The 23,562-nt window shown below is 65.5% G+C and carries 20 protein-coding genes and 1 pseudogene; 10 read left to right on the top strand and 11 right to left on the bottom strand.

What is annotated here, in order from left to right; all coding sequences use genetic code 11:
- Positions 1–17: 17 nt before the first annotated feature.
- A complete protein-coding gene (locus IWX77_RS11315) occupies positions 18–737 on the top strand; it encodes a TetR/AcrR family transcriptional regulator (protein WP_196844618.1) in 720 nt (239 codons plus the stop codon).
- A 55-nt stretch (positions 738–792) separates the two neighbouring features.
- On the opposite strand, the gene IWX77_RS11310 is transcribed toward IWX77_RS11315, so the two are convergent.
- The 3 genes from IWX77_RS11310 to purD all read right to left on the bottom strand — a co-directional run bounded on the left by IWX77_RS11310 (position 793) and on the right by purD (position 4,141).
- Positions 793–1,659, bottom strand: coding sequence for a VOC family protein (locus IWX77_RS11310; protein ID WP_196844673.1), 867 nt, complete (start codon positions 1,657–1,659; stop codon positions 793–795).
- Between the two features lie 178 nt (positions 1,660–1,837).
- Positions 1,838–2,797, bottom strand: coding sequence for a phosphoribosylaminoimidazolesuccinocarboxamide synthase (locus tag IWX77_RS11305; RefSeq protein WP_196844617.1), 960 nt, complete (start codon positions 2,795–2,797; stop codon positions 1,838–1,840).
- A gap of 78 nt (positions 2,798–2,875) precedes the next feature.
- Entirely contained in the window at positions 2,876–4,141 is a 1,266-nt protein-coding gene (purD, locus tag IWX77_RS11300) for a phosphoribosylamine--glycine ligase (protein ID WP_196844616.1), read from the bottom strand.
- A 52-nt stretch (positions 4,142–4,193) separates the two neighbouring features.
- Between purD and IWX77_RS11295 the strand changes: the two genes are divergently transcribed.
- Positions 4,194–4,565, top strand: coding sequence for a sterol carrier family protein (locus IWX77_RS11295; RefSeq protein ID WP_196844615.1), 372 nt, complete (start codon positions 4,194–4,196; stop codon positions 4,563–4,565).
- An 18-nt stretch (positions 4,566–4,583) separates the two neighbouring features.
- On the opposite strand, the gene IWX77_RS11290 is transcribed toward IWX77_RS11295, so the two are convergent.
- Positions 4,584–5,501: a ribokinase gene (locus tag IWX77_RS11290; protein WP_196844614.1), complete on the bottom strand. Its 918-nt coding sequence runs from the start codon at positions 5,499–5,501 to the stop codon at positions 4,584–4,586.
- A gap of 38 nt (positions 5,502–5,539) precedes the next feature.
- Between IWX77_RS11290 and IWX77_RS11285 the strand changes: the two genes are divergently transcribed.
- From IWX77_RS11285 to IWX77_RS17180, 4 genes and pseudogenes are all read left to right on the top strand, one after another.
- Positions 5,540–5,950: a hypothetical protein gene (locus tag IWX77_RS11285; protein ID WP_196844613.1), complete on the top strand. Its 411-nt coding sequence runs from the start codon at positions 5,540–5,542 to the stop codon at positions 5,948–5,950.
- Positions 5,951–5,962: 12 nt separating this feature from the next.
- On the top strand, positions 5,963–7,552 hold the full coding sequence (purF, locus tag IWX77_RS11280) for an amidophosphoribosyltransferase (RefSeq protein ID WP_196844612.1): 1,590 nt from the start codon (positions 5,963–5,965) through the stop codon (positions 7,550–7,552).
- Positions 7,549–8,670, top strand: coding sequence for a phosphoribosylformylglycinamidine cyclo-ligase (purM, locus tag IWX77_RS11275; protein ID WP_196844611.1), 1,122 nt, complete (start codon positions 7,549–7,551; stop codon positions 8,668–8,670). Before purF ends, purM begins: the two co-directional genes overlap by 4 nt.
- A 115-nt stretch (positions 8,671–8,785) precedes the next feature.
- Positions 8,786–9,093, top strand: a pseudogene (locus IWX77_RS17180) (alpha-amylase family glycosyl hydrolase); the annotation flags it as partial.
- A 39-nt stretch (positions 9,094–9,132) separates the two neighbouring features.
- Here the strand turns inward: IWX77_RS17180 and IWX77_RS11270 are convergent.
- From IWX77_RS11270 to IWX77_RS11250, 5 genes are all read right to left on the bottom strand, one after another.
- Entirely contained in the window at positions 9,133–9,420 is a 288-nt protein-coding gene (locus IWX77_RS11270) for a DUF3073 domain-containing protein (RefSeq protein ID WP_196844610.1), read from the bottom strand.
- A 248-nt stretch (positions 9,421–9,668) separates the two neighbouring features.
- Positions 9,669–11,804: an APC family permease gene (locus IWX77_RS11265; protein ID WP_196844609.1), complete on the bottom strand. Its 2,136-nt coding sequence runs from the start codon at positions 11,802–11,804 to the stop codon at positions 9,669–9,671.
- 85 nt (positions 11,805–11,889) lie between these two features.
- Complete coding sequence (locus IWX77_RS17465; protein WP_442784468.1) at positions 11,890–12,639, bottom strand: PadR family transcriptional regulator; 750 nt, start codon at positions 12,637–12,639, stop codon at positions 11,890–11,892.
- Positions 12,636–13,529, bottom strand: coding sequence for a DUF4097 family beta strand repeat-containing protein (locus IWX77_RS11255; protein ID WP_196844608.1), 894 nt, complete (start codon positions 13,527–13,529; stop codon positions 12,636–12,638). The genes IWX77_RS17465 and IWX77_RS11255 overlap by 4 nt, the downstream gene beginning before the upstream one ends.
- An 86-nt stretch (positions 13,530–13,615) precedes the next feature.
- Complete coding sequence (locus tag IWX77_RS11250) at positions 13,616–14,410, bottom strand: CPBP family intramembrane glutamic endopeptidase (protein ID WP_196844607.1); 795 nt, start codon at positions 14,408–14,410, stop codon at positions 13,616–13,618.
- Between the two features lie 106 nt (positions 14,411–14,516).
- Between IWX77_RS11250 and IWX77_RS11245 the strand changes: the two genes are divergently transcribed.
- Positions 14,517–15,683 (top strand): M20/M25/M40 family metallo-hydrolase, encoded by a 1,167-nt coding sequence (locus IWX77_RS11245; RefSeq protein ID WP_196844606.1) that lies wholly within the window; start codon positions 14,517–14,519, stop codon positions 15,681–15,683.
- Positions 15,684–15,785: 102 nt separating this feature from the next.
- Here IWX77_RS11245 and yczE read toward each other — a convergent pair whose 3' ends face one another.
- Positions 15,786–16,433, bottom strand: a complete 648-nt coding sequence (yczE, locus tag IWX77_RS11240; RefSeq protein WP_196844605.1) for a membrane protein YczE — start codon at positions 16,431–16,433, stop codon at positions 15,786–15,788.
- 92 nt (positions 16,434–16,525) lie between these two features.
- Between yczE and IWX77_RS11235 the strand changes: the two genes are divergently transcribed.
- Genes IWX77_RS11235 through IWX77_RS11225 form a run of 3 tightly spaced genes read left to right on the top strand, consistent with a single transcriptional unit; the run spans position 16,526 to position 21,456 of the window.
- Complete coding sequence (locus IWX77_RS11235; RefSeq protein WP_196844604.1) at positions 16,526–17,005, top strand: aminotransferase class I/II-fold pyridoxal phosphate-dependent enzyme; 480 nt, start codon at positions 16,526–16,528, stop codon at positions 17,003–17,005.
- A 39-nt stretch (positions 17,006–17,044) separates the two neighbouring features.
- Positions 17,045–20,260, top strand: a complete 3,216-nt coding sequence (locus IWX77_RS11230) for an efflux RND transporter permease subunit (protein WP_196844603.1) — start codon at positions 17,045–17,047, stop codon at positions 20,258–20,260.
- On the top strand, positions 20,257–21,456 hold the full coding sequence (locus IWX77_RS11225; RefSeq protein ID WP_196844602.1) for an acyltransferase family protein: 1,200 nt from the start codon (positions 20,257–20,259) through the stop codon (positions 21,454–21,456). The genes IWX77_RS11230 and IWX77_RS11225 overlap by 4 nt, the downstream gene beginning before the upstream one ends.
- An 8-nt stretch (positions 21,457–21,464) precedes the next feature.
- On the opposite strand, the gene IWX77_RS11220 is transcribed toward IWX77_RS11225, so the two are convergent.
- Positions 21,465–23,450 carry a CDP-glycerol glycerophosphotransferase family protein gene (locus IWX77_RS11220; RefSeq protein WP_196844601.1) on the bottom strand — a complete coding sequence of 662 codons (1,986 nt, stop codon included), beginning with the start codon at positions 23,448–23,450 and terminating at the stop codon, positions 21,465–21,467.
- Positions 23,451–23,562 lie beyond the last annotated feature (112 nt).

Genomic DNA, 23,562 nt, shown 5'->3' with positions numbered 1-23,562 from the left:
GTTCTAGACTGGAGCGTATGACCTCGCCGACCCGAAAGCCCCAGGATGGCGTGCCAGCCCCGTCTGCACCCGAGCGCACCGCGCCACTGCCGCCCCGCCGCCGCGACGCCCGGCTGAACCGTGACCGGCTCATTGCCAGCGCCCGCACCCTGCTGGCCCAGCACGGTGTCGACGCCTCGCTCGAGGCGATCGCGCGTCAGGCCGAAGTTGGCGTGGCCACGCTCTACCGCAATTTTCCGACCCGCGACGACCTCGTGCGCGTGCTCTATGACCTCGCACTCGCGCAACTGCACGCGGTGCGTGGCGAGATCGAGGCCGCGCCCACGCCGTGGGAGGCGCTTGTCATCTACACCGAACGGGTCGCCGAATGGCTTGTCGCTGACCCCTCTCTGCCGCCGATCCTGCGGCGGATGGCCGTGCTCGAGCCCTCGGCGCGGCCGGCCGCGGAGTTCGACGGCTTCATCGCGAGCCTCGTGGCCCGCGCCAAGAGGGACGGCACGCTGCGCCGGGATGTCGACGCGGTCGATCTCGCCGTACTCGTCACCATGGTCGGGTCGCTCGGAGGTCTCGGCGCCGGCTATGCGGGCCAGTGGCGCCGCCAGCTGTCCATTGTTCTCGACGGCCTGCGGGCGGCTGACGCGCCGCGGCCCAGGCTGCCTGGCCGCCCCCTCAACGTCAAGGAGTACCAGGCCACCGTGCACGGCCTGACCCGCCGGGCGGCCCGCGCCGCCCTCTGAGCGTTAGGGCGTCGCGACCGGCTTCTGCGTTAGGGCGTCGCGACCGGCTTCTGCGTTAGAACGTCGCTACCGGCTCGATTGCGGATGCCGCGGCGTCGTTGGTGCGGTCTGCCGCGCGCACCCGGATGTGGTTCGCCCACGGGTCGTCGAAGTCGAGGGTCTGCCCGTCGTGACGGGTGTCGACTTTGTAGTGGGTCATCCGCTCCTCTCGGGCACCCACGTCGTCGGTGCTGGGCACGATGATGCTGACCTCGCCGAGCCCCAAGGCGAGGCGTCGCTTGCCGCTGCCCGAACTCTCCCAGGTGTTCATAGCCATGTGGTGGTGGTAGCCGCCGGTGGAGACGAACAGGGCCGCCGGGCCGAAGCTTGCGGTCGCCTCGAAGCCGAGACGGTTCACGTAGAATTCGCGGGCGCTCGCAACGTCGCCGACCGAGAGGTGAACGTGGCCCACGGTGGCGTGACCAGCGCTCGGCTCTGCCGACAGGTGCTCAGAAATGAATGCGTTCGGGTCGAGGTAGAGCGAGGCCATTTCGACCTGGCCGTGGGTCCAGCTCCAGAGGGTGCGGTCGCGGTCCCAGTACAACTCAATACCGTTGCCCTCCGGGTCGGTGAAGTAGAAGGCCTGGCTGACGAGGTGATCCGCGCTGCCGGTGAATGTCCCGGGAGACTTCGTGCCGATTGAGTCGACCGCGGCGGCGAGATCGGCCTGCGTGTCGAACAGAATGGCCGTGTGATACAGCCCGGCCGAGCGCGGTTCGGCGGCTGTGAGCTCGGGGGCGTGCTGCAAAATCACGAGCGGGATCTGGCTGCGACCGAGCACCGCGACTGGTCCCTCCTGGCTCAGGAGCTCAAGGGTCACGACGTCGCGGTAGTAGGCGATCATGGCGCCGAGGTTACCCACGCGCAGGGTCACCGCGCCCATGCCGGTGTCGGCGGCCAGCAGATCTTTCGCAGTAAGAGTCACAGCAGTCTGAACTCCGGTGTGGGCCCGGCTATTCCGCGATCCGCGGGCGAACGGTCCCCCTTCGCCCATCAGCGTGCGGAAAGCACCATTCGGGCGGTGATGACCGCCGCCCGGCACCCCGACCTGGTGCGGGAGGTCAGGCGCTGGTCAGGCGCTGGAGCAGTTCTCGGTAGCGGGCCGCGGTCTGCTCCACGATCTCGGTCGGTAGCGCGGGCGGGGTGCCGGCACCATCCCAGTGCGCGGATAGCCAGTTGCGCACGATCTGCTTATCGAAGCTCGCCATGCGGGTCTCCGCGGTGGTGCCGGTGTGCCAGGCCTTGGCGTCCCAGTAGCGGCTGGAGTCGCTCGTGAGCACCTCGTCGGCGAGTACGGTCACGCCGGTCTGTCGGTCAGCTCCGAACTCGAATTTGGTGTCGGCGAGAATGACGCCGGCCTTCTCGGCGATCGTTCCGGCGGTCTGGAACAGGGCCAGTGAAAGGTCGCGCAGCTCGGCGGCGATAACGGGCCCAACCAGTTCGACGGTGCGCTCGAAGGAGATGTTCTCGTCGTGCTGGCCCATCGGAGCCTTCCAGGCCGGGGTGTAGATGGGTTCGGGCAGCCGGTCGCCGTTCTGCAGTCCGGCCGGCAGCATAATGCCGCACACCGACTGGGAGTGCAGGTATTCCTTCCAGCCGCTGCCGGTGAGGTAACCGCGCACAACACATTCGATCGGGTACATATCGAGGGTGCGGCAGAGCATTGCCCGCCCGGCGACACTGGCGGGAATGAGCGCGCGAACCGTGCTGCCGACCAGTTCGTGGTCGGCGACGAGGTGGTCGGGAATGCCGGTCAGCAGGTCGAACCACCACAGGCTCAGGGTGGTGAGCAGCTCGCCCTTGCCCGGAATGCCCGGCTCGAGCACGTGGTCGAACGCGCTCACGCGGTCGCTGGCGACCACGAGCACGCGCGACGCGCTCGTGAGCGAGGGCGCGGCATCCGTTGTTTCCACGTACAGGTCGCGCACCTTACCCGAATAGACGAGTGTCCACCCGTCGAGTGCGGCGACAGATGCTGGGGGCTGCTGATCGGATTGGCTCACCCCTGTATTCTCCCGCATCTCGCCGAGCCGTGAGTTTGGGCTGTTTTTTTCGCGAGAATCGCTTCAAACTCACGGCTCGCGGGCGGAGGAAACGGGTTAGGCGACGCGGGCGGCGATATCGGTGCGAAAGTGGGCGCCGGCGAGGGTGATCTGGCCGAGGGCCTCGTAGGCGCGGGCGCGGGCCAGGGCGAAGGAATCGCCGACGGCGACAACGCTGAGCACCCGGCCGCCGGTCGACACGAGAGTCCCGTCGACGAGCCGGGTCGCCGCGTGGGCGATCGTGACGCCGTGCACGGCCAGGGCTGCGTCGAGCCCGGTGATTTCGCGCCCCACGAGCGGGGTTTCCGGGTAGTTTTCGCTCGCGAGCACGACGGTGACGGCGACGTCGGCGGAGAACTCCGGCCGGGGGAGGGCGCCGAGCACGCCGGTCGCGGCGGCGAACAGCAGGCCAGACAGCGGCGTGACCAGGCGCGGCAGCACGACCTGCGTCTCGGGGTCTCCGAAGCGCGCGTTGAACTCGATGACGCGAATGCCGGCATTCGTCACAATGAGCCCGCAGTAGAGCAGCCCGACGAACGGGGTGCCCTCGGCGTCGAGCTGGCGCACGGTCGGTAGCGCGACGGTCTCGATGATCTCGTCGATGAATTCGTTTTCACTGCCGAACGCGGCGTCGAGCCAGGGTAGCGGCGAGTAGGCACCCATGCCGCCGGTGTTGGGGCCGGCGTCGTTGTCGAGGGCGCGCTTGTAGTCCTGGGCGGGGGAGAGCGGCAGGACGTTCTGGCCGTCACTGAGCAGAAAGAGGGAAATTTCCGGGCCGTCGAGAAATTCTTCAATGAGCACGCTGCCGTGTTCGAGCCAGAATGTGGCGTGGGCGAGGGCGGCGGGGCGATCCTCGGTGACGAGCACGCCCTTGCCTGCGGCGAGACCATCAGCCTTGACCACGTAGGGGGCGCCGAATTCGTCGAGGGCGGTTTCGGCCTCGACGAGGGTTGCGGCGCAAACGGCGCGACCGGTGGGAACGCCGGCCTCATCCATGATGCGTTTGGCGAAGGTTTTGCTGCCCTCGAGCGCGGCGGCGGCCCGGTCGGGCCCAAATACAGCCACGCCGCGGGCGCGCAGGGCGTCGGCGACCCCGGCCACGAGCGGAGCCTCCGGCCCGATCACGACGAGCTCGACGCTGTGCAGTACCGCATAGTCGGTCACGGCGACAGGGTCGTTCGGGTCGAGCGCGACAACTGGCACATCGGCCGCGATACCGGCGTTACCGGGCGCGCACACCACGCTCGGCCGCGGCTCCTCACGGAGCAGGCCGGTAATAATGGCGTGCTCGCGGGCACCGGAACCAAGGACCAGAATTTTCACAGCTTCAGGCTACCCGATGCGCCCGGCCCGCCCGATCCCGCAGACTAGACGCATGGCACGAGCACGAATAGACGACGGCGCTGGGCGGATCGCGGTGCGCAAGGCGCTTTCCGAGGGGGACAGCGCAAGTCGGGACATCCGCGCGCAAGCCGTGCGCTACACCCTTCAATTGCTCGCCGAACAGGCCGAGGGCAACACCCTCGAGGTGCGTGTGCCGCCGTTCGGTGCCGTGCAGTGCGTCGCCGGCCCACGTCACACTCGCGGCACCCCACCGAACGTTATTGAAACGGATGCCGCCACGTGGCTTCACCTCGCCACTGGCAGCCTGGCCTGGGCTGAGGGACTCGCAAGCGGTCGCATCCACGCCTCCGGTGCCCGCGCCGACCTGAGCGGACACGTGCCGGTGTTGCCAGGGCCGCCCTGACCCCGTCGCGAGTAGACGTTAGGCGAGAATCGCCTCGACCTCGTCGCGGGTGGGCATCGACGACGTTGCCCCGGCCCGAGTCACCGCCACCGACGACGCGGCCGTGGCGTAGCGCACTGCTTCGATCATGTTGTCGGGGGTCACGGCGGTGCCGCGCACACAATCCACCGCCAGTCGTGCCACGAGTGCCCCAACGAAAGTATCACCGGCCGCGGTGGTATCAACCGCGCTCACCGGTCGGGCGGGCGCAAGCCCGATAACTTTGCCGTCGAAGGCCACGACCGACCCTTGCGAACCCAGCGTGACAATAGCCCAGGTGCCGCCGGCGCTGAGTACCTCGGCGGCGCGCACCGGGTCGCTCTCCCCGGTGAGTTCGGCCGCCTCACCCTGGTTGGGCACGATGAGGTCCACCGAGGCGAGAAAACCCTTCGGCAGCGGCACAACCGGCGCCGGGGTCAGCACGGTGAACACGCCGGCGGCGCGGGCCGCGGCGATTCCCTCGACCAACACGGAGATCGGCAGCTCGCACTGCATCACCAGAAACGCCGAATCGGTAACGGCCAGACGCTGCGCGGCGCTCAGCGTGGTGACGGTGGCGTTGGCGCCCGACACGACGACGATCGAATTCTCGCCACTGTCCACAACGGAGATGTGGGCGGTGCCGGTGGGGGCATCCGCGGTGGCCAGTGCGGGAGAACGGATGCCCTCGGTCGCCAGCAGCTCGCGTAGTTGGGTCCCGTAGGCATCCGCTCCCACCGCTCCCAGAAAATTCACGGACGCTCCCATTCGCGCAGCGGCGACCGCCTGATTCAATCCTTTGCCACCCGGAACGGTAGTGAAACTAGCCCCAAACATCGTCTCGCCGGGGAGGGGTAGCCGCGCCTGCCGCACGACGAGGTCCATGTTGGCGCTTCCGAGTACCGCAATCGTCTTCATAGGGTCAGTCTCGCATCTGCCCATGGAACAATAGAGGGGTGAGTTCTATCGAGCAGCCCCAGGACCCGTCAACCGAGAGTATCGCCGACAACGAGACCGCCAGTGAGACCGTGCTGGCGGAGGCGACCGTCACCGTGCATCGGGCCCCGCGTTACCGCAACTTCATGCTGCTCGGAGCGATTCTGGGAGTGCTGCTGGCCTTCATCTTCACGCTCGCCTTTCCGGAGAACGACGAGTATGACCGCGCGCAGATTTTCGGTTTCCTCCTGCTCGGCGGCGTCACTGTCGGTGCCGGTCTCGGCGCGGTCGTGGCCCTCGTCATCGACCGGATCATCGGCCGATCGCACACGACGGTCGTCGCCGATAGACTGGGCGCGAACGAACCACGCGCCGCTGAGCCTGGCTCCGGCACCCCCAACGACGATTTTCAAACGTTCAACGAGAAGTAAAGAGGCTGCGGCTTGCCCGGTGGCGACGGACTGTTAAATCACGATATTCTCCAAGGCGAGAAGGGTCCACAGGATGCCTGTGGCGTCTTCGGCGTCTGGGCTCCCGGCGAAGAGGTAGCCAAACTCAGCTACTTCGGCCTCTATGCCCTGCAACACCGCGGCCAGGAATCGGCCGGAATCGCCACGAGTGACGGCAGCAAGATTCTCATCTACAAAGACATGGGACTTGTCTCGCAGGTCTTCAATGAGGCCTCGCTGAGCACCCTGCTCGGGCATATTGCCGTCGGGCACACCCGATATTCCACCACCGGATCATCGAGCTGGCAAAACGCCCAGCCAACCCTCGGGCGAACCGCGAGCGGAACGGTGGCCCTCGGCCACAACGGTAACCTCACCAACACGGCCGAGTTGCTGCGGCTCGTGCACGAACGCTATCCGCAGGTTGACGGTGAACTCGCCCGCGGCAACACGACCGATACCGCCGTGGTCACCGCGCTGCTCACCGGCGACCTCGACCACACCCTCGAAGCCACCGCGCTCGAGGTGCTGCCGCGCCTGCGCGGCGCCTACTGCCTGGTCTTCATGGACGAAACCACCCTCTATGCGGCCCGCGACCCGCAGGGCGTACGGCCACTCGTGCTCGGTCGCCTGGAACGCGGGTGGGTTGTGGCCTCCGAGACCGCCGCGCTCGATATCGTCGGCGCGAGCTTCGTGCGCGAGGTTGAACCCGGCGAACTGATCACGATCGACGAAAACGGGCTGCGCACGCAGCGTTTCGCGAAGGCCGACCCCAAGGGCTGCGTCTTCGAGTACGTCTACCTTGCCCGCCCCGACACCACGATCGCCGGCCGCGGTGTGCACGAGGCTCGGGTCGAGATGGGGCGCCGGCTCGCCGCCGAGCACCCGGTCGAGGCCGACCTCGTCATCCCCACCCCGGAATCCGGTACGCCAGCTGCCATCGGCTACGCGCAGGCATCGGGCATTCCATTTGGCCAGGGCCTCGTCAAGAACTCCTATGTCGGCCGTACCTTCATTGCGCCGTCGCAGACCATCCGGCAGCGCGGCATCCGCTTAAAATTGAACCCGCTCAAAAACGTCATCAAGGGCAAGCGCCTGATCGTGGTCGATGACTCGATCGTGCGCGGCAACACGCAGCGCGCCCTCGTGAGCATGTTGCGGGAGGCCGGTGCAGCCGAAGTGCACGTGCGCATCTCCAGCCCGCCGATCACCTGGCCGTGTTTCTACGGCATCGACTTCGCCAGCCGTGCCGAACTCGTCGCGACCGGCCTGGAGATCGACGAGGTGCGCCAGTCGATCGGCGCCGACAGCCTCGGCTACCTCTCGGAAGACGGCATGATCGAAGCCACCGAGCAGCCGCGCGAACGTCTCTGCACCGCCTGTTTCACCGGCGTGTACCCGATTGCGCTGCCCGAGTCGCAGCACCTCGGCAAGAACCTGCTCGAGCGTCCGGCGGCATCAAACGGATGCGACCCCGGCCCGGATTCCGACCTGGAAGCAGTGTTGGCACCCGCAACGCGCAAAGAAGAAGCCCTTGCCCGCCTGGGCCAGGTACCGTTCGGTGACCCGGGAAGACCAGAATGAGCAACACCCCCACAACTTCTCAGGCATCGTATGCAGCAGCCGGTGTCGATACCCGGGCCGGTGACCTCGCGGTCGAGCTCATGAAGTCTGCTGTCTCGAAGACGCACGGCCCCGAGGTCTGGGGCGGTGTTGGGGGTTTCGCCGGGCTTTTCGATGTGTCGTTCCTCACCAAGTTTCGCCAGCCGCTGCTGGCCACGTCGACCGACGGCGTCGGTACCAAGGTTGCCATCGCCCAGGCGATTGACAAGCACGACACCATCGGGCAAGACCTGGTGGGCATGGTCGTCGATGACATCGTCGTCGTCGGCGCCCGCCCGCTGTTCATGACGGACTACATCGCCTGCGGCAAGGTGGTGCCCGAGCGCATCGCGTCGATCGTGGCCGGAATCGCCCGCGCCTGCTCCGAGACCGGAACGGCCCTGGTCGGCGGCGAGACCGCCGAACATCCTGGCCTGCTCGGCCCCGACGACTATGACGTCGCCGGCGCGGCCACCGGTGTGGTGGAAGCCGACCAGGTGCTCGGCGCCGACAAGGTCATTTCCGGCGACGTCGTCATCGCCATGGCCTCCAGCGGCCTGCACTCCAACGGGTACTCGCTCGTGCGCCATATTCTGGCCCAGCGCGGCATCGGTTACACCGCCATGTCAGCCGAACTTGGCGGTATGGTCGGCGAAGTTCTGCTCGAGCCGACCCGGCTGTATACCGGCCCTCTCCTCGACGTACTCGGCGACCCTGAGCTGGCCGGCGCCATCCACTCACTCAGCCACGTGACCGGTGGCGGAATCGCCGCGAACCTCGCCCGCGTGCTGCCGGTCGGCTCGTGGGTGGAGGTGGACCGCTCCACCTGGTCGCCCGCGCCCGTGTTTCGCATTCTCGGTGACATGGCTGGTTCCACGCTGGAAAGCGCGGAGGGAACGTGGAACCTCGGAGTGGGCATGTTCGCGGTCGTCGATGCGGCATCCGTTTCGTCGGTCATTGCGAGGCTGGCGCGAAGCGCTATACCGGCCTGGGCCGCCGGCCGCGTCTCACGCGCCGCGCACGACCTGACCGGGTTCGAGCAGGGTGCAAAGGGTGTCAATGGCGGTGCCGTGCGCCTCGTCGGGGCCTACGCGAGCTGAAGCACACTGCGTGCGGGCGCCCGTTTGCCGATGCGCTCAACGGGCCCGGTACGGCCGGTCAAACCCGGCCGGCAGCAGTCCCCGCGGGTCAGTTGCCACCTACGTCGCCACCGAGCAGACCGGCTCATCATCGACGTGGGTGCTCTCCAACCACGACCTTGTGCGCCTGGCGACCCGGTACTTACTGCCGGCGCTGGGTGGCCGCGGGCAGCGACCCTGCTGGAGTCGGCTCTGCCGGGGTCTGCCTACCTGTATCAGGGTGACGAACTGGGGTTACCGCAGGTCGCCTCGATCCCCGCTGCCGACCGGCAGGATCCGGCATTCTTCCGCAGCCGGCCTGGTTCGGGCAGCTGTCGGTCGAAGCGGCGGACTCGAGTGGATGGAGGCCGGCAGAACGGATCTGCTCACCTTCCAACGCCCGAACGGTTGGGTCACTGTTACCAATCTCAGCGACAGCTCTGCCTAGGCGCGTTTCTTCTCGTCTTCGGTGGCGTAGTGGTCTACGTAGCGGTCGTCGTCGCCGTCGGGGTCATCGTCACCGTCAGCGGAATCCGTGGCGTCAGCGTCGGCGCCCTGCTTGGCCTTGTCCGCTTCGTACTCGGGCCACTTGGCGAGGTCTTCGTCAAGGCGCGGGTCGGACGGATGCCCGGTCAGCTCACGTTCGAGCGCGTTGTAGTTGGTATCCGGGCTGAAATACTTCAGCTCCCGAGCTACCTTGGTGTGCTTTGCTTTTTGACGGCCGCGCCCCATGCGTGACCCCCTTACGATGCCAGGCCGAGCAGGTCGCGAGACCCTCGGGATTTGCCGAACGGAATGTGTAAAAACTAAACCTTAGTTTAGCATGGTGGGCCTAGCGCCCCGCGGACGCCGTTCGCACGGCTAATCCGTAGAAACGGGGTGGCATGACGGGCAATCTCAGCGTGCCCAACGTCATTATCGGAGCCGGCCAGGCTGGTCCGTCCGTCGCCTTCTGTCTGCGCTGCGGAAGGGCGAAGCCGCTACTTGCGCTTGCGGCGACGGGATGCCGCGGGCCTGGACTGCGCGGGGACGGTTCCGACGATCGTGGTCGACTTCGTCCCAGTGTCGAGCGCTCCCGGGGGGGGCGCGAGTGGCCGGCGCGACACCGGGCGCGACCGCACCGGCTCGCCGCGGCGGTCCTGACCGGGAATAGGGCGGGACCGCCGACCGTAGATGAGCTCCGAGGAGTCGAGCAGCCACGGCACGAGGGCAATCGTGACGCCGTGCACGAGCATGAGCTTCTGACGCAGCCGGCGGGCCTTGTGGTTGTGCAACAGCCCCTCCCACCAGTGGCCGACGATGTAGATCGGTGTGTACACGGTGATGACCTCGGAGCCGTGGTCCTCACGGCGACCGCGAATGTAGCTGATCAACGGCCAGCTGATGTCGCGGTACGGCGAGGCGACGATTCGTAATGGCACCTGGATGTTCTGCCTGACCCAGGCGCGTTTGAGCTCTTTGGTCTCGGCGTTGTCGATCGAGATGTGCACCGCCTCAAGGCTGACATGCCGCGCGGCAATGGCATAGTCGAGCGCCTTGAGCACCGGCTTCTGCATCTTGCCGACGAGCACGATTGCGTGGTCGCCCTGCGAGCCGAACGTCGTAATCGGGTCGACCTCGATCTCCTTCGCAACGTCGCGGTAGTACCGGTTGACCCCCATCATGAGAAAGAACAGAATCGGCATCATCACGAAGACGAGCCAGGCGCCGTGGGTGAACTTGGTGACGGTGACGACGATGAGCACGACTCCGGTCAGCAGCGCGCCGAATCCGTTGATGGACAAGCTGAAGATAATCGAACTGCGATTGGGCGGGTTCTTCTTGAGTAGTTTCAGCCAGTGCCGCACCATTCCGGTTTGCCCGAGGGTGAACGACACGAAAACACCGATGATATACAGCTGGATCAGAACGGTGAGGTTGGCCTGGTAGACGACCATGATCGCCACCGCGGCCAGGGCCAGCAGAACGACACCGTTGGAGTAGATGAGCCGATCGCCGCGCGTGCTGAGCGACTTGGGTGCGTAGGAGTCCCGGGCGAGAACGGAGCCCAAGAGCGGGAAGCCGTTGAAGGCGGTGTTGGCGGCGAGCAGCAGCACGGCCGCGGTCGCGGCCTGCAGCACGAAGAACATGACCGAGAAGTCGCCGAAGGTCGCCGCGGCCACCTGCGCGATGAGACTGCGCTGGGGCTCGGTGGCGCACTCAGCCCAGCCGATCAAGTCGCAGGGATTCTCGGCGTAGTGCACCTTGGAGATGAGCGCGAGCGCGGTCAACCCGACGAACAACACGATGGCGATGGCGCCCATGAGAGTGAGGGTGCGCTGCGCATTCTTGACCTTGGGGTGTTTGAACGCGGGAACCCCGTTGGCGATGGCTTCGACCCCGGTGAGCGCGCTGCATCCGCTCGCGAAGGAGCGCAGGAGAAGCAAGATGAACGCGGCCTGAGCCAGGTTCTCGCCCTGTACGTCGTACCCGGCCGATTCCGCAATGGGGGCATCCCCCAGCAGGGCCCGACCGAGTCCTACCATGATCATCAGCAGCACACTGCCGATAAACAGGTACGTCGGGAGGGCGAACGCGTTGCTTGACTCGCGAACGCCGCGCAGGTTGACCGCGGCGAGCAGAATGATGAAAACCACGGCGAGTTCGACCCGGAACGGAGCCAGGCCAGGTAGTGCCGAGATGATGTTGTCCACGCCGCTGGCCACCGAGACCACCACGGTCATGACGTAGTCGACCAGGAGAGCGGATGCGACGACGAGGCCGGCCTTCTCGCCGAGGTTCTTGTGGGCGACTTCGTAGTCGCCGCCCCCCGAGGGATAGGCCTTGATCAGCTGGCGATACGACGCGACCACGACGAGGAGCAGCACGACCACGACGGCGGCGACCCACGGTGCGAAGCTGAGGAATGCGAGCCCGCCGAGGGTCAGGATCATGAGGAGTTCCTGGGGCGCGTACGCCACGCTCGATAGCGGGTCGCTCGCAAAAATCGGGAGGGCGAGGTGCTTGGGAAGTAGCTGGCCCTCTAAGTGCTCGGTTGGGAGCGGATCGCCAATGATCCACCGCTTTGGTGAACGGCTTTCCGGTACTGGGGCGTTCGCCTCGGTTGTCACGAGCATCGACACTACACCCACGGCGACCCGTGTCAAATCGACCTCATTTATTGGGCGTTTTCTGACATCGTTGCGGGGCCGCCGCAGGCTCCTACTGGTGGAGGGTGGCGAGGATGCTCGCGCGCACGTCGGCGAGCTGCCGACGGAGCGACGGGACGGTGTCAGGCGGCACGACCGACCGATAGGCCTGCGTGCGCAGATCGGCGCGCAGCTGCTGTCGGAACTCGTTCAGCACCATGTCGGCCTCGCGCAGGGACCGCGTGGAGTCATGGCGTGGGGCTGTGCCGTCGCCCGTCGTGGTGTCAGCATTCGAGGTCTCGGTGGACTTTTCCTCGGTGGACTTTTCCTCGGTTGCGGTCGGTGTCGGGTGGCCACGGTTCCAGGTCGACGAGCCCGTGGGGTCCCACGAATCGGCGGTACCGTCGTAGCCGCGCGAGTCTGCCGAAGCGGCATCGCGGGCCTGGCGGGCGGCCGAGGCGAGGTCGGCCCGCAGGGTCTTCATGGCGGAGTTGACGCCGCTGCGCACCTGGTCGGCGAGGCGCCGCACCGAGTCGGTCACCTCGTCTTCGATCGCGCCGAGTTCGCCGTCGCGGGCGAGCAGTTCGGCACGGCCCGCAGCGGTGATCTCGTACACGGTCTTGCGGCCGTCGGTCGACTTCGTGACGAGCCCGTCCTCCTCCAGCTTGGCCAGCCGCGGGTAGATCGTGCCGGCGCTCGGGCTGTAGGTGCCGCCGAAGCGGTCGCTGAGCGCCTGGATCAGCTCGTAGCCGTGCCGGGGCCGCTCGGCGAGCAGGCTCAGCAGGTAGAGGCGCAGGCTACCGTGCGCGAACATGGCACTCATGCCTGCTCCTGCGGGGCGTCCGCGGAGGCCGCCGCTGCGCCATCCGCCGTGCTGGTCGACGCCGTGCTGGTCGACGCTGGGCTGGCAGTCTCGCGGCGCACGACCGAGATATCGCCCGACACCGAGTTGGAGCGGACGTCGACCCAGCTGCCGTCGAGGGCACCGGTGGAGCCCTCGTAGCCCTTACCGAACGCGGTGCGCACCGTCTGATCGTCGAGCTGGATCGTGCCGGAGATGGTGTTGAGGTGGTAGCGCGCGGCGACGCCCGGCTCGAGCCGCACGGTGAGGTTGCCGCTGACCGAATTCGTCACAATCTGGTCGGGCGTGCTGGTCAGGTCGAGAAATACGTTGCTGGAGACCCCGTCGAGCGTGAATTGATTGATACTGCCGCTCGCCGTGATATCGCCCGATACGGTGTGCACGACCAGCGCTCCCGCGTGGTTACGCACCGAGATTTCGCCGTTCACCGCGTTGAGTTCGAGGTCGCCCTCGACATCGTCGATGACGAGATCGCCGGAGACGGTGCTGAGTCTGGCGTCGTTGCGCAGGCCCGAGACGAGGGCATCGGCCGAGACGACCCCGAAGCGCAGCGCGACGTCGCGGGGAACCGAGATGCTCACATCGGCGCGTGCGGTGCCGCGGAACGAGGCGAATACCTCGATGAAGTTGTCCCAGCGCAGTTGTGGGTGGTCGATTTCGAGGCGGTCGCCGTCCATCGAGATCTTGAGGTCTTTGCCGGTGACGCCGTGCACTTCGATGCGGGCGCCGGGCTCGTCACGGCCGATGATGTCGACCGTGCCGCTGATGAGGCCGACCTTCAGCTTGCGCACCAGTTCGACATCGATACTCTTGGTCTGCCCAGGGGCGACCAGCCATTTTTCCAGTGACACTGCGTTGTCCTTTCAGCTTGAATCTCGCGTTATATCGCGTGTACTGAATGACACTTTATAGCGCGTTCCTGAGGGGTTCACGAGGGTCAATACAAAAAGATGGCCAGCCAGTCGCGATTGTGGGCGTGCACGAGCACGAGAAACACGACCACATCGAAGAGCAGGTGCACGCAGACCACATAGGTCAGCGACCGGGTGCGGGCAAAGGTGTAGCCCTGGAGAAGCGCGAACGGTACGGTCAGCAGGGGCCCCCAACTTTGGTAGCCGAGTTCCCAGAGGAACGACGAGAAGATCACGGCCTGCAGAATATTGGCCTGCCAGTCGGCAAAGTGCCGGCGCAGCAGGGCGAACGCGATGCAGATGAAGAACAGTTCGTCCCAGATGCCCACGAAGCCCACACCCACGAACAGCCGGGCAATCTCATCGGGCGCGGTCACCGCCGGCCAGTTCCGGTACGCGCCGCTTCCGATGAAATAGCTCGGCAGAATCAGGTACCCGAGCAGTACTACGATCGGGAGGTAGGCGCGTTCGAGCGTGGTCCAGCGCTGCCCGGTGCGAATCGGAAAGCGAATCGCGTGGTCCATGAAGTAGTAGCGCGAGAGCAGGTATGGCACGAGCACCGAGAGGCTCAGCACCGTGCCCATGAGGGCGATGTTGGGGTAGCTGATGTTCGCTTCGACCGAGATCGAGCTGATAATCGCGAGTCCGACCGCAATGAGCAACAGATCGCGAAACAGTGCGCGGTTGATCACGAACGCGAGCGTCAGGGCTGCTGCCAGAACGGCGTAACCGGGCAGCGGCAGGCGCAGCGCAAAGAGTAGAACCGCGGATGCGCTCACCAGCGCAGCTGGAATCAGCCCCAATCGGGAAGTGGAACGCATGCTGCACCCTACCGGGAGCGCCTCCCAATTCGGGGAGCCCGCACCCGGCCGCTGTGCCCCGAAGTAGTGGTTTAGCCCTTCTCGTGCGAGGCGCTAGGTTCGAAGGATGACCCGTCTACCCGCCGAGAGCGACCCCGTCGCGATCCTGCAGCAGCTCGTGCGCATCGACTCCGTCAACCCCGATCTCGTGCCCGACGCCGCCGGTGAAGCCGAGATCGCCGCGTGGTGCGGTGACTGGCTGCTCAAGCAGGGCTTCGACGTCACCGTGCTGGAGCAGACTCCCGGGCGACCGTCCGTCGTCGGCCTGAAGCGCGGCACCGGCGGTGGTCGCTCGCTCATGCTCAACGCCCACCTCGATACGGTCGGCATCGCGACCTACGCGGGCGATCCGTTCAGCGGTGATCTCACAGGGGGCCGGGTGCACGGGCGCGGGGCCCTCGACACCAAGAGCGGGCTCGCGGCCATTCTCGTGGCGGCCGCGCGGGCGTCCGCTGCCGGGCTTCCCGGCGATGTGATCGTGACGCTCGTCGCGGACGAAGAATTCGGCAGCATCGGAACCGAAGAGGTGCTGCGTAGTTTTCGTGCCGACGCCGCCCTCGTTATCGAGCCGAGCAGCCTCGAACTCACCACCGCACACCGCGGATTCGCTTGGTTCGAGCTCGAGCTGACCGGCCTCGCCGCGCACGGCTCGCAGCCCGAGCTCGGCGTCGACGCCATCTGGCATGCCGGCCTCGCCCTCTGCGCCCTCGACGGCCTGCGTCAGCAGTTGAACGCCGCCCCGGCACATGTCACGCTCGGTCACGGCGCCGTGCGGGTGTCGCAGATTGCCGGTGGTGATGATGCGGCCACGGTCGCAGCCCGCTGTGTGCTCACTTTGGAACGACGGATGCTGCCCGGCCAGTCGCCCGAGAGCGTCGAGACCGAGCTGCGCGCGCTGTTCAGTGAACTGGCGCGCACCGCGCCACAATTTCAGTTCACGCTGACTCGGCTGGTGGCGCGCGCGGCCTTTGCGGCCGAGCCGCACTGGCCGATCGTGCGTGCGCTGTCCGGCCACGCCGAACGGGTGCTCGGCCACCCGGCGGCCACCCGCGGCGAACCGTTCTGGACCGATGCCGGACTCATTCACGAGGCCGGCATCCCGTGCGTCGTGTTCGGCGCCGACGGTGAGGGCCTGCACGCCGACACCGAGTGGGTCGACGCCGCCTCGGTGCGCGCGCTCGCCGACATCCTGGAGGGCACCATCACCGAGTTCTGCGGGGCTACGGCCGGCTGATCCGTTCGCAGCCCCGACCCTCGTGCCACGAGTCGGTGACCAGATGGGTGTTGTCGGGGTCGATGTGGGTGAGTTCGCCCGGCGCAACCTCTAACCCCGCCCTTACCTGCGTTCCGCGAGGGGAGCTGCCTCCACGTCGATCTCGGGGGAGACGTCGGCGCGGGCGATCAGGCCGGGGCGGCGGATCGCGAAGAGGGGCAGTGTCCAGTTGCAGAGGGGGCCGATCAATACGGCAAAGAGCACGGTTCCGATGCCGACATTGCCGCCGAGCGCCCAGCCGATGCCGAGCACGGTGGCCTCGAGCAGGGTGCGCACCACCCAGATATTCCAGCCGGTGCGCTTGTGCAGCCCGGTCATCAGACCGTCGCGCGGGCCGGGCCCGAAGTGCGCACCAATGTACAGGCCGGTCGCGCAGGCAAGCGTGAAGAGACCGAGCGCGAACAGAATAATGCGCAGCCACAGGTCGAGATCCGCCGGAATCAGGTGCAGACCGACATCCGCAGCCGGCCCGACCAATACGGCGTTGAAGATTGTGCCGACACCGAGCTTTTGCCGAATCGGAATCCAGAACAACAGCACGATCGCACTCGTCATGACCGTCACCAGACCGAAACCAAGCCCGGTGTGCTTGTCGATGCCCTGGGTCAGGACGTCCCACGGCGCGACCCCGATGCCACCACGCACGATCAACGCGATGCCCAGTCCGTAGAGGAAGAGGCCAATAAAGAGCTGGACGAGGCGTCGGGTCATAAAAACCCATCCAATTCTATAACCTCTCTGTTATCAAGTAGCCACTATGCCTGGAGCGGATTTATGGCGGAGCTGTAGCTCAGAGCCCGGGCGTGCACCTCGGCGGGTCGGGTTTCGTCCCCGACGAAACCGACGGCGACAAGGGCTGGGACGAAACGGCGCTGCTGCAAATTCTGGAGCGGAGCAACCCGCAGCTCGGTTACCTCATGCCCGACTTTCATAACCCGACCGGCCGGACCATGCCCATCGATCAGCGCGAACGCGTGGTCGCGGCCGCAGCCAGGCAGGGCACGGTTCTGATTGTCGACGAGACAATCGCTGAACCCAACATCGACCGGAAAGGCACGTTTCTGCCCTGTGTCGCATCGGCTGGTGGCAGCGCGGACACGGTTGTCACGGTCGGATCGGTCGGCAAGGCCGTGTGGGGCGGTCTCCGGGTTGGCTGCTCCGACCTCGTGAGCGCCTCGCCGATGCTTTTTTCGAGCTGGCAGGTGCCGCACGTGCACGGCGGCGTAACCGCCGGGGTGAATCTCGGCAGCCCGCTGAGCTCGCAACTCGCCGACGTGGTCTAGTCGCCCACGGAACAACCCGGGCACTGACATACTGAGCGGGTGCATTTTCTCGCGGTTCTGAGCATGAAGAATCGGGCGCTCATCGCCCTCATCACGATTGTCGCGGCCGTGTTCGGCAGCCTGGCCCTGACCAGCCTCAAGCAAGAGCTGATTCCGTCACTGCAGCTGCCGCAGCTGCTCGTGTCGACGAGCTATCCGGGCGCTTCGCCGCAGGTCGTCAACGACGACGTGTCGACCCCGATCGAAACCGCCATTCAGGGCCTCGCCGGGCTCGAAACGACGTCGACGACAAGCAACACGAACTCGTCCCTCGTGAGCGCCACCTTCACCTACGGCACCGACCTGGTCAAGGCCGAATCCCGCATCGACCAGGCCATCAACCGCATCACGAACGTTCTGCCGGCCGGTCTCGACCCGCAGGTGATCAGCGGCAGCATCGACGACTTTCCGGTGATCTCGCTCGCGGTCTCGTCGAGCGATACCGTGGCGCTCGCCGACCAGCTTAAACGCAGCGTGCTCGGCGACCTCCGCGACGTGGCCGGCGTGCGCGACGCCGCCCTGGTCGGCGACATCGGCCGCCGGGTCACGATCACCCCCAATGCCGACGAGCTCGCCGCGCGCGGACTGAGCACGCAAAGCCTGCGGGATGCACTGCAGCAGAACGGCGCGCTGATTCCGGCCGGCGCCATCACCGAGGGCGACACGACCCTGTCGGTGCAGGCCGGCAGTAAACTCGGCTCGGTCGACGACATCGCCGCACTGCCGCTTGTGGCGAGCTCGACCGGCTTCATCGCCACAGCGGGCATTACAGCGGATGCCACCCCCACAACCATCGGCGACGTCGCCACTGTCGCCCTCGTTGAGAACCCGGTCACGAGCATTTCCCGGGTGAACGGCGAACCTGCCCTCACGATCGCCGTCACCAAGGTGCCGGCCGCGAATACGGTCGATGTGTCGAAGGCCGTGCGCACGATTCTGCCGCAGCTTGAGGCGGCCGTCGCGCCCGCCACGTTCACGGTCGTGTTCGATCAGGCGCCGTTCATCCAGCAGTCGATCGACGCGCTCACCCAGGAGGGCCTGCTCGGCCTCGGCTTCGCGGTGATCGTGATTCTGCTGTTTCTGCTCTCGGTGCGGGCCACGCTGGTCACGGCGATTTCGATCCCCACCTCGGTGCTCATTACCTTCATCGGCCTGCAGAGCGTGGGATATTCGCTCAATATCCTCACCCTCGGAGCGCTCACGATCGCCATCGGCCGGGTCGTTGACGACTCGATCGTGGTCATCGAGAACATCAAACGGCACCTCGTCGCCGGCGCCGACCGCGCCGCCACGATCGTCTTCGCCGTGCGTGAAGTGGCCGGAGCCATCACGGCCTCGACCGTCACGACGGTGACCGTGTTCCTGCCGATCTCCTTCGTGGGTGGGGCGACCGGCGAACTGTTTCGGCCGTTCGCGCTCACCGTGACGATCGCCCTGCTGGCGTCGCTGCTCGTGTCGCTCACGATCGTGCCCGTGCTCGCGTATTGGTTTCTGCGGGCGCCGAAGGCCGTGGCTACGCTCGATCTTGCTGCCGATCCTGCTACCCCGAATGACACGGCCACCGAATCGGCGAGCGTGCCCGCTGCGACGGGTCTGTCGGCGGCCGCCGAGGCCGGCGAGAACCCCGGGCGGCTGCAGAAGGGCTATCTGCCGGTCATTCGATTCACGCTCAAGCACGCCGTCGCGACGTTGCTGCTCGCCGTGCTCGTGCTCAGCGGAACGGCCGCGCTCGTGCCGTTCATGAAGGTTAACTTTCTCGGGTCGACCGGGCAGAACACGTTCCGGGTGACGCAAACGCTGCCGGTGGGCAGCAGCCTGGCTGCGCAGGATGCGGCATCAGCTTCGGTGGAGACAGCGCTGCGTGCCCTGGACGGCATCGACATTGTGCAGTTGTCGATTGGCGGCGGTAGCGCTGGGAGCGCGTTTCGTGGCGGGGCGCCCGCTTCGAGCGCCGTGACCTATTCGATCACGACCGCCGACGGTGCCGACGCCGATGCGGTGCAAGACCGCGCGCGCCGCGCTCTGGCCGGCCTGGGCAATGTTGGCGAGATCTCGGTGGCTGCGGCGAGCGGGTTCGGGGCATCCTCCGACATTGCCGTCGATATCACGGCGGCAACGGATGCCGACCTGCAGACCGCGACGACGTCCATTCTCAGCGCGGTCCAGAAACTCAGGGCCATCAAGGAGAGTGCGAGCACCCTCGCCTCCTCGCTGCCGTACCTGGCCGTCACGGTCAATCGAAGGGCGGCGGCCGCCGCCGGTCTCAGCGAATTCGCCCTCGGAACCCTCGTGTCGCAGGCCATGCAGCCGAGCGTGATCGGGTCGATCGCGATCGACGAGACCAACCTGACCGTGTATCTCACAGCGCAGTCTCCGCCGACGACGTCTGCTGATCTCGCGGCTGTGCAGATTGCCACGCGCACCGGATCGGTGGCCCTCGACACCCTCGCGACCGTCGAACAGGTCGACGGCCCAAGCACCCTCACCACGGCGAAGGGACTGCGCACGGCGACCGTCTCGGCGACGCCCGCGAGCGACGATCTGGGCACGGCGAACGCGCAGCTGAGCCAGATACTCGTCGACACGAAGCTGCCGACCGGGGCAACCGCGACACTCGGCGGGGTGAGTGCCGACCAGGCCGAGGCTTTTCAGCAACTCGGGGTCGCCATGCTCGTGGCCGTCCTCATCGTGTACATCGTGATGGTGGCGACGTTCCAATCGTTGTTGCAGCCGCTGCTGCTGCTCGTGTCGGTGCCGTTCGCGGCGACCGGGGCGATCGCGCTGCAGGTCGCGACCGGCATTCCGCTCGGGGTGCCCTCGCTCATCGGCGTGCTCATGCTGATTGGAATCGTGGTGACCAACGCGATCGTGCTCGTCGACCTGGTCAATCAGTACCGGCGGCGCGGTCTCTCGGTACCCGACGCACTCATCGCCGGTGCGAGCCGCCGGTTGCGACCCATTCTGATGACGGCGCTCGCCACGATCTTCGCCCTGCTGCCGATGGCGATCGGCCTCACTGGCCACGGCGGATTCATCTCCCAGCCGCTCGCCCTCGTGGTCATCGGAGGGCTCGTGTCATCGACGGTGCTGACGCTGATCGTGCTTCCGGTGCTCTATCTGTTGGTCGAGGGCACCCGCGAGCGTCGGAATATCCGCCGTGCTCTGGAGCACCGGCAAGCGAACGGTCAGCAAGAGCTACTACCCTCAATTGGGTGACTTTACAGACCGCTGCCGCGCTACCCGCGTCGACGACGCCCATACCGACGAACCGCCTGACATCCCTCGATGGTCTGCGGGGAGTTGCGGCACTCGTGGTGATGTTGCACCATATCTATCTCGTCGCAAAGCCGACGCTGGTCAGTGCTGGCGGATCCGCACCGGGAAGCGTGTATTGGGTGGTGTCCGAGACTCCCCTGAAACTCGTGACCGCGGGATCAGAAGCGGTACTGGTCTTCTTTGTGCTGAGCGGACTCGTCGTCGCCCTTCCCGCGTTGCGCAAGCCTGGGTTTTCCTGGACGGGGTTTCTCACGGGTCGGATGGTGCGCATCTATCTGCCGGTTTGGGCTTCTCTGGCGATAGGAACCGCGCTGATTTGGCTTCTTCCCCGAGACCAGTCGGTTGTCACCGCCGGCTCCTGGATGAGCCAGTCGAACGCCACGGCCGTGACGCCTTCGACGCTGTGGGGCCAAATGAGTCTCACCGCCGTCTCGTATGACATCAACAACGTGCTCTGGTCCTTGAGGTGGGAGCTCATTTTTTCCGTGCTGCTGCCATTGTTCGTGGCGGTGGCCCAGGTGGTTCGACGTCGCTGGCTACTAGCAGGCGCTGTCGCGTTTATTCTTATTCTGCTGGGGACGCTGGCCCACATCGACGCTCTAAAATATCTCCCGGTTTTTTTCATCGGCACGCTTTTGGCCGTGCGATTGGATTCCATCAACGAGTGGACTCGGCAACGCCTCAAGCGCCCGCGTGCGACCCTCTGGGGAATCATCTTGGTCGTCGGCGTGCTCCTGCTTTTGGTCGCCCGGTGGTGGGCCGGCTCGCTTGCTTCCTTTGGCACGCTCTCAGACAGCGTCTTACGCCTGATGCCAGTGCTCGGTGCGGCGGGCCTCGTGTGGGCTGCTATCGGGGTACCGTTTCTGCGCCGCGCGCTAGACTCCCGCCCCGGTCAATGGCTTGGACGGATATCTTTCAGCCTCTACCTCATTCACATCCCCATTCTGGCCACCCTGACCTTCGTGCTCGGCGACCATAAATGGTGGCTGGTGGCAGTGCTCACCGTTCCCGTTGCACTGGTCGCGGCCTGGGGATTTTATCGGGTCATCGAACGACCATCCCACCGCCTGGCCCGATACACCTCGCAGATCACAGCCCGGGCTACGGCGAAGTTCCGGGCCCGGGTATCCAGATGACGAGTCGGCTACGCACTCCGGGGCAGCGCCCCGATGGCACGCTGAAACCGGTCAAACGCAGCAGCGCGGTGGTTCAGTGCATCGGGGGGCGACGGTGGCACATCTTCACGATCGAACGTTGAAACAAATTTCTCTCGAGGAGCATACTGAGCGAGTCTTTCAGCATTGATTTCTTCGAGCTCCGGTGAAGTGGACACAAGATTATCGTATTCACGATAGAGCGACAAAATGCCCCGTGCGTGCTGTGATTGCCGGTGGTTCTCGCCGTCGGTCTCTGGCACCTCGACAGATACACCATCATGCAACCAGATCGATCGTCGGGCTGACGGCGCATGCAGCATCAGGGTTGCCCAGAGCGGATCCCGCCCGCTGAAGTCAACGGCGTAATCGAAAACACTGCTTCCAAAACACCGAGTCCATTCCTCATCCCACAGGGATTTCTGCCGCGGGGATCTCGAGTGTGCGCTCAGGTCAGCGCTGTGCCACTGGTACCGACGCCTGAGATGGGCAATTTTGGCGCCGTTCATCCCGCCCACGCGCACGAACTGGCGGACTGCAGGGTGAATTTCCGCTTGTTTTTCCAAGACGCCGCGCACGCGACTGTTCGGAAATACCACTGAAACGTCGTATCGGCCGTGATCGATGGCGTTCAGCAAGTTCAGTGCCGCGGTCGTTATGTGGCCGGGTCGCAAGCTGCCGACGTTGATGAGAATGGATGTCCTGTCGTCCGTGGCCACGTGTCTCACCTCGTAACCGTCGCGCTGACCCCGAAAAACGATGTCGATAACGCGCTCCGTTGCGTGGCCGTCTTCGTGCCCCGCATACTTCTGCGCCATAACGCGATACTTCTGAGCACTGTCAGGTCGCGGCCCCGAGCGCGCGATTATGTTCAATTCAACGGCCAGTTCGCTGACCGTGCGCACCACTGGCCCCGGCCAGTTGTCGGACTCGGTGTACAAACCACGGTATCCGGCATAGTCGTCGATGTCCGGAGTAAGGAACGCAATGGGTCGCCCGGTCGACAAAAAATCGAAAAACGTACTGGAATAATCGGTGACGAGAATTTCTGTTGCAGCCAGAACGGCGTTCGTCGGTATTTCGTTGGGCACCAGTCGCCCGCTGAATTCGGTTCGCTCAGCGGCGAATTTGTAGACCACCTGGTGAATCTTCAGGAGGACCACGTAGCGCTTCGTGTCGATAAGCGCTTCCAGTTCGGTCACCCGACGCAACAGCTCGGCCGCATCATCACTGGGGCGGGCGAAAGACTCCCCCTTCCACGTCGGCGCGTACAGGATGATCTTTCGCCCGCCGATGGGCAGGCCGGTCGCTTCGAGTCGCTCGGTTATGGCGGCGACGCCGCTGGAGTCAACAAACTGACGGTCGATTCGGGGATAACCCTCCTCGATGATGTGGCCCCGGTAAATGTTGTGAAGTCGATGGCCGGTTTCATACATTTGTTCGGTCATGAACCGATTCGCGGCGAGGAGGTAGTCCGCCAATAGAAAGTTTCGGACCACATTGCCCACCCGTGCCGCACGATCTCCGATGTCGTACCCCATGCGCTTGAGCGGTGTTCCATGCCACGTGTTGAGATAGACCTGCTCGATACGCTTGCTGAATTGCGCGGGAAACGTGGCGTTATTGATGAGGTACCCGCTGGTGGCGAGTGCTCGGTAGTAGGCCAGGGACTGCGGGCGAACAAATCGAACAGAAGAATCACCGGCAAATTCACGAGTGACCGATAGGTTATCGTGATTGTTCGCGAGCACCCACACGTGCTTGAGATGCGTGAAGTCGGGTGCCGCGCGCAAGCCTCGAAAAATCGCCTCCGGATTGCACAGCATTCCATTTCCCGCAAACGACTCGTAGAGCACCAGATTCGGGTCGACAGGGCGCCGGCGCCAGAATGCGTACACCTCGGCCACTGCGGCCCGACGGATTCTGTCGACGGCACGGTTTGCACGAATGGAAGCGGTACGTGGCACAATGCGCATTCCTTTATGCTATCCAGCGCTTGCACTCCCGTGAAAGTGCACCGGAGAAGCGAACTAAACTGACGGCTTCGCGCGGCGTTGGTGAGTGATCACGGTGGGCGCGAAAAAAAGA

Source organism: Cryobacterium sp. CAN_C2, from assembly GCF_015751745.1.
GTDB lineage: Bacteria > Actinomycetota > Actinomycetes > Actinomycetales > Microbacteriaceae > Cryobacterium.
Note: the sequence above shows the minus strand (reverse complement) of the source record. Positions and strands in the feature narration are given on the sequence as shown.

Coding starts and splice junctions, on each gene's coding strand:
- IWX77_RS11315 (WP_196844618.1), top strand. CDS start 18: ATGACCTCGCCGACCCGAAAGCCCCAGGATGGCGTGCCAGCCCCGTCT.
- IWX77_RS11310 (WP_196844673.1), bottom strand. CDS start 1,659: ATGGGCGCGGTGACCCTGCGCGTGGGTAACCTCGGCGCCATGATCGCC.
- IWX77_RS11305 (WP_196844617.1), bottom strand. CDS start 2,797: ATGCGGGAGAATACAGGGGTGAGCCAATCCGATCAGCAGCCCCCAGCA.
- IWX77_RS11295 (WP_196844615.1), top strand. CDS start 4,194: ATGGCACGAGCACGAATAGACGACGGCGCTGGGCGGATCGCGGTGCGC.
- IWX77_RS11290 (WP_196844614.1), bottom strand. CDS start 5,501: ATGAAGACGATTGCGGTACTCGGAAGCGCCAACATGGACCTCGTCGTG.
- purM (WP_196844611.1), top strand. CDS start 7,549: ATGAGCAACACCCCCACAACTTCTCAGGCATCGTATGCAGCAGCCGGT.
- IWX77_RS11270 (WP_196844610.1), bottom strand. CDS start 9,420: ATGGGGCGCGGCCGTCAAAAAGCAAAGCACACCAAGGTAGCTCGGGAG.
- IWX77_RS11265 (WP_196844609.1), bottom strand. CDS start 11,804: ATGCTCGTGACAACCGAGGCGAACGCCCCAGTACCGGAAAGCCGTTCA.
- IWX77_RS17465 (WP_442784468.1), bottom strand. CDS start 12,639: ATGAGTGCCATGTTCGCGCACGGTAGCCTGCGCCTCTACCTGCTGAGC.
- IWX77_RS11250 (WP_196844607.1), bottom strand. CDS start 14,410: ATGCGTTCCACTTCCCGATTGGGGCTGATTCCAGCTGCGCTGGTGAGC.
- IWX77_RS11245 (WP_196844606.1), top strand. CDS start 14,517: ATGACCCGTCTACCCGCCGAGAGCGACCCCGTCGCGATCCTGCAGCAG.
- yczE (WP_196844605.1), bottom strand. CDS start 16,433: ATGACCCGACGCCTCGTCCAGCTCTTTATTGGCCTCTTCCTCTACGGA.
- IWX77_RS11220 (WP_196844601.1), bottom strand. CDS start 23,450: ATGCGCATTGTGCCACGTACCGCTTCCATTCGTGCAAACCGTGCCGTC.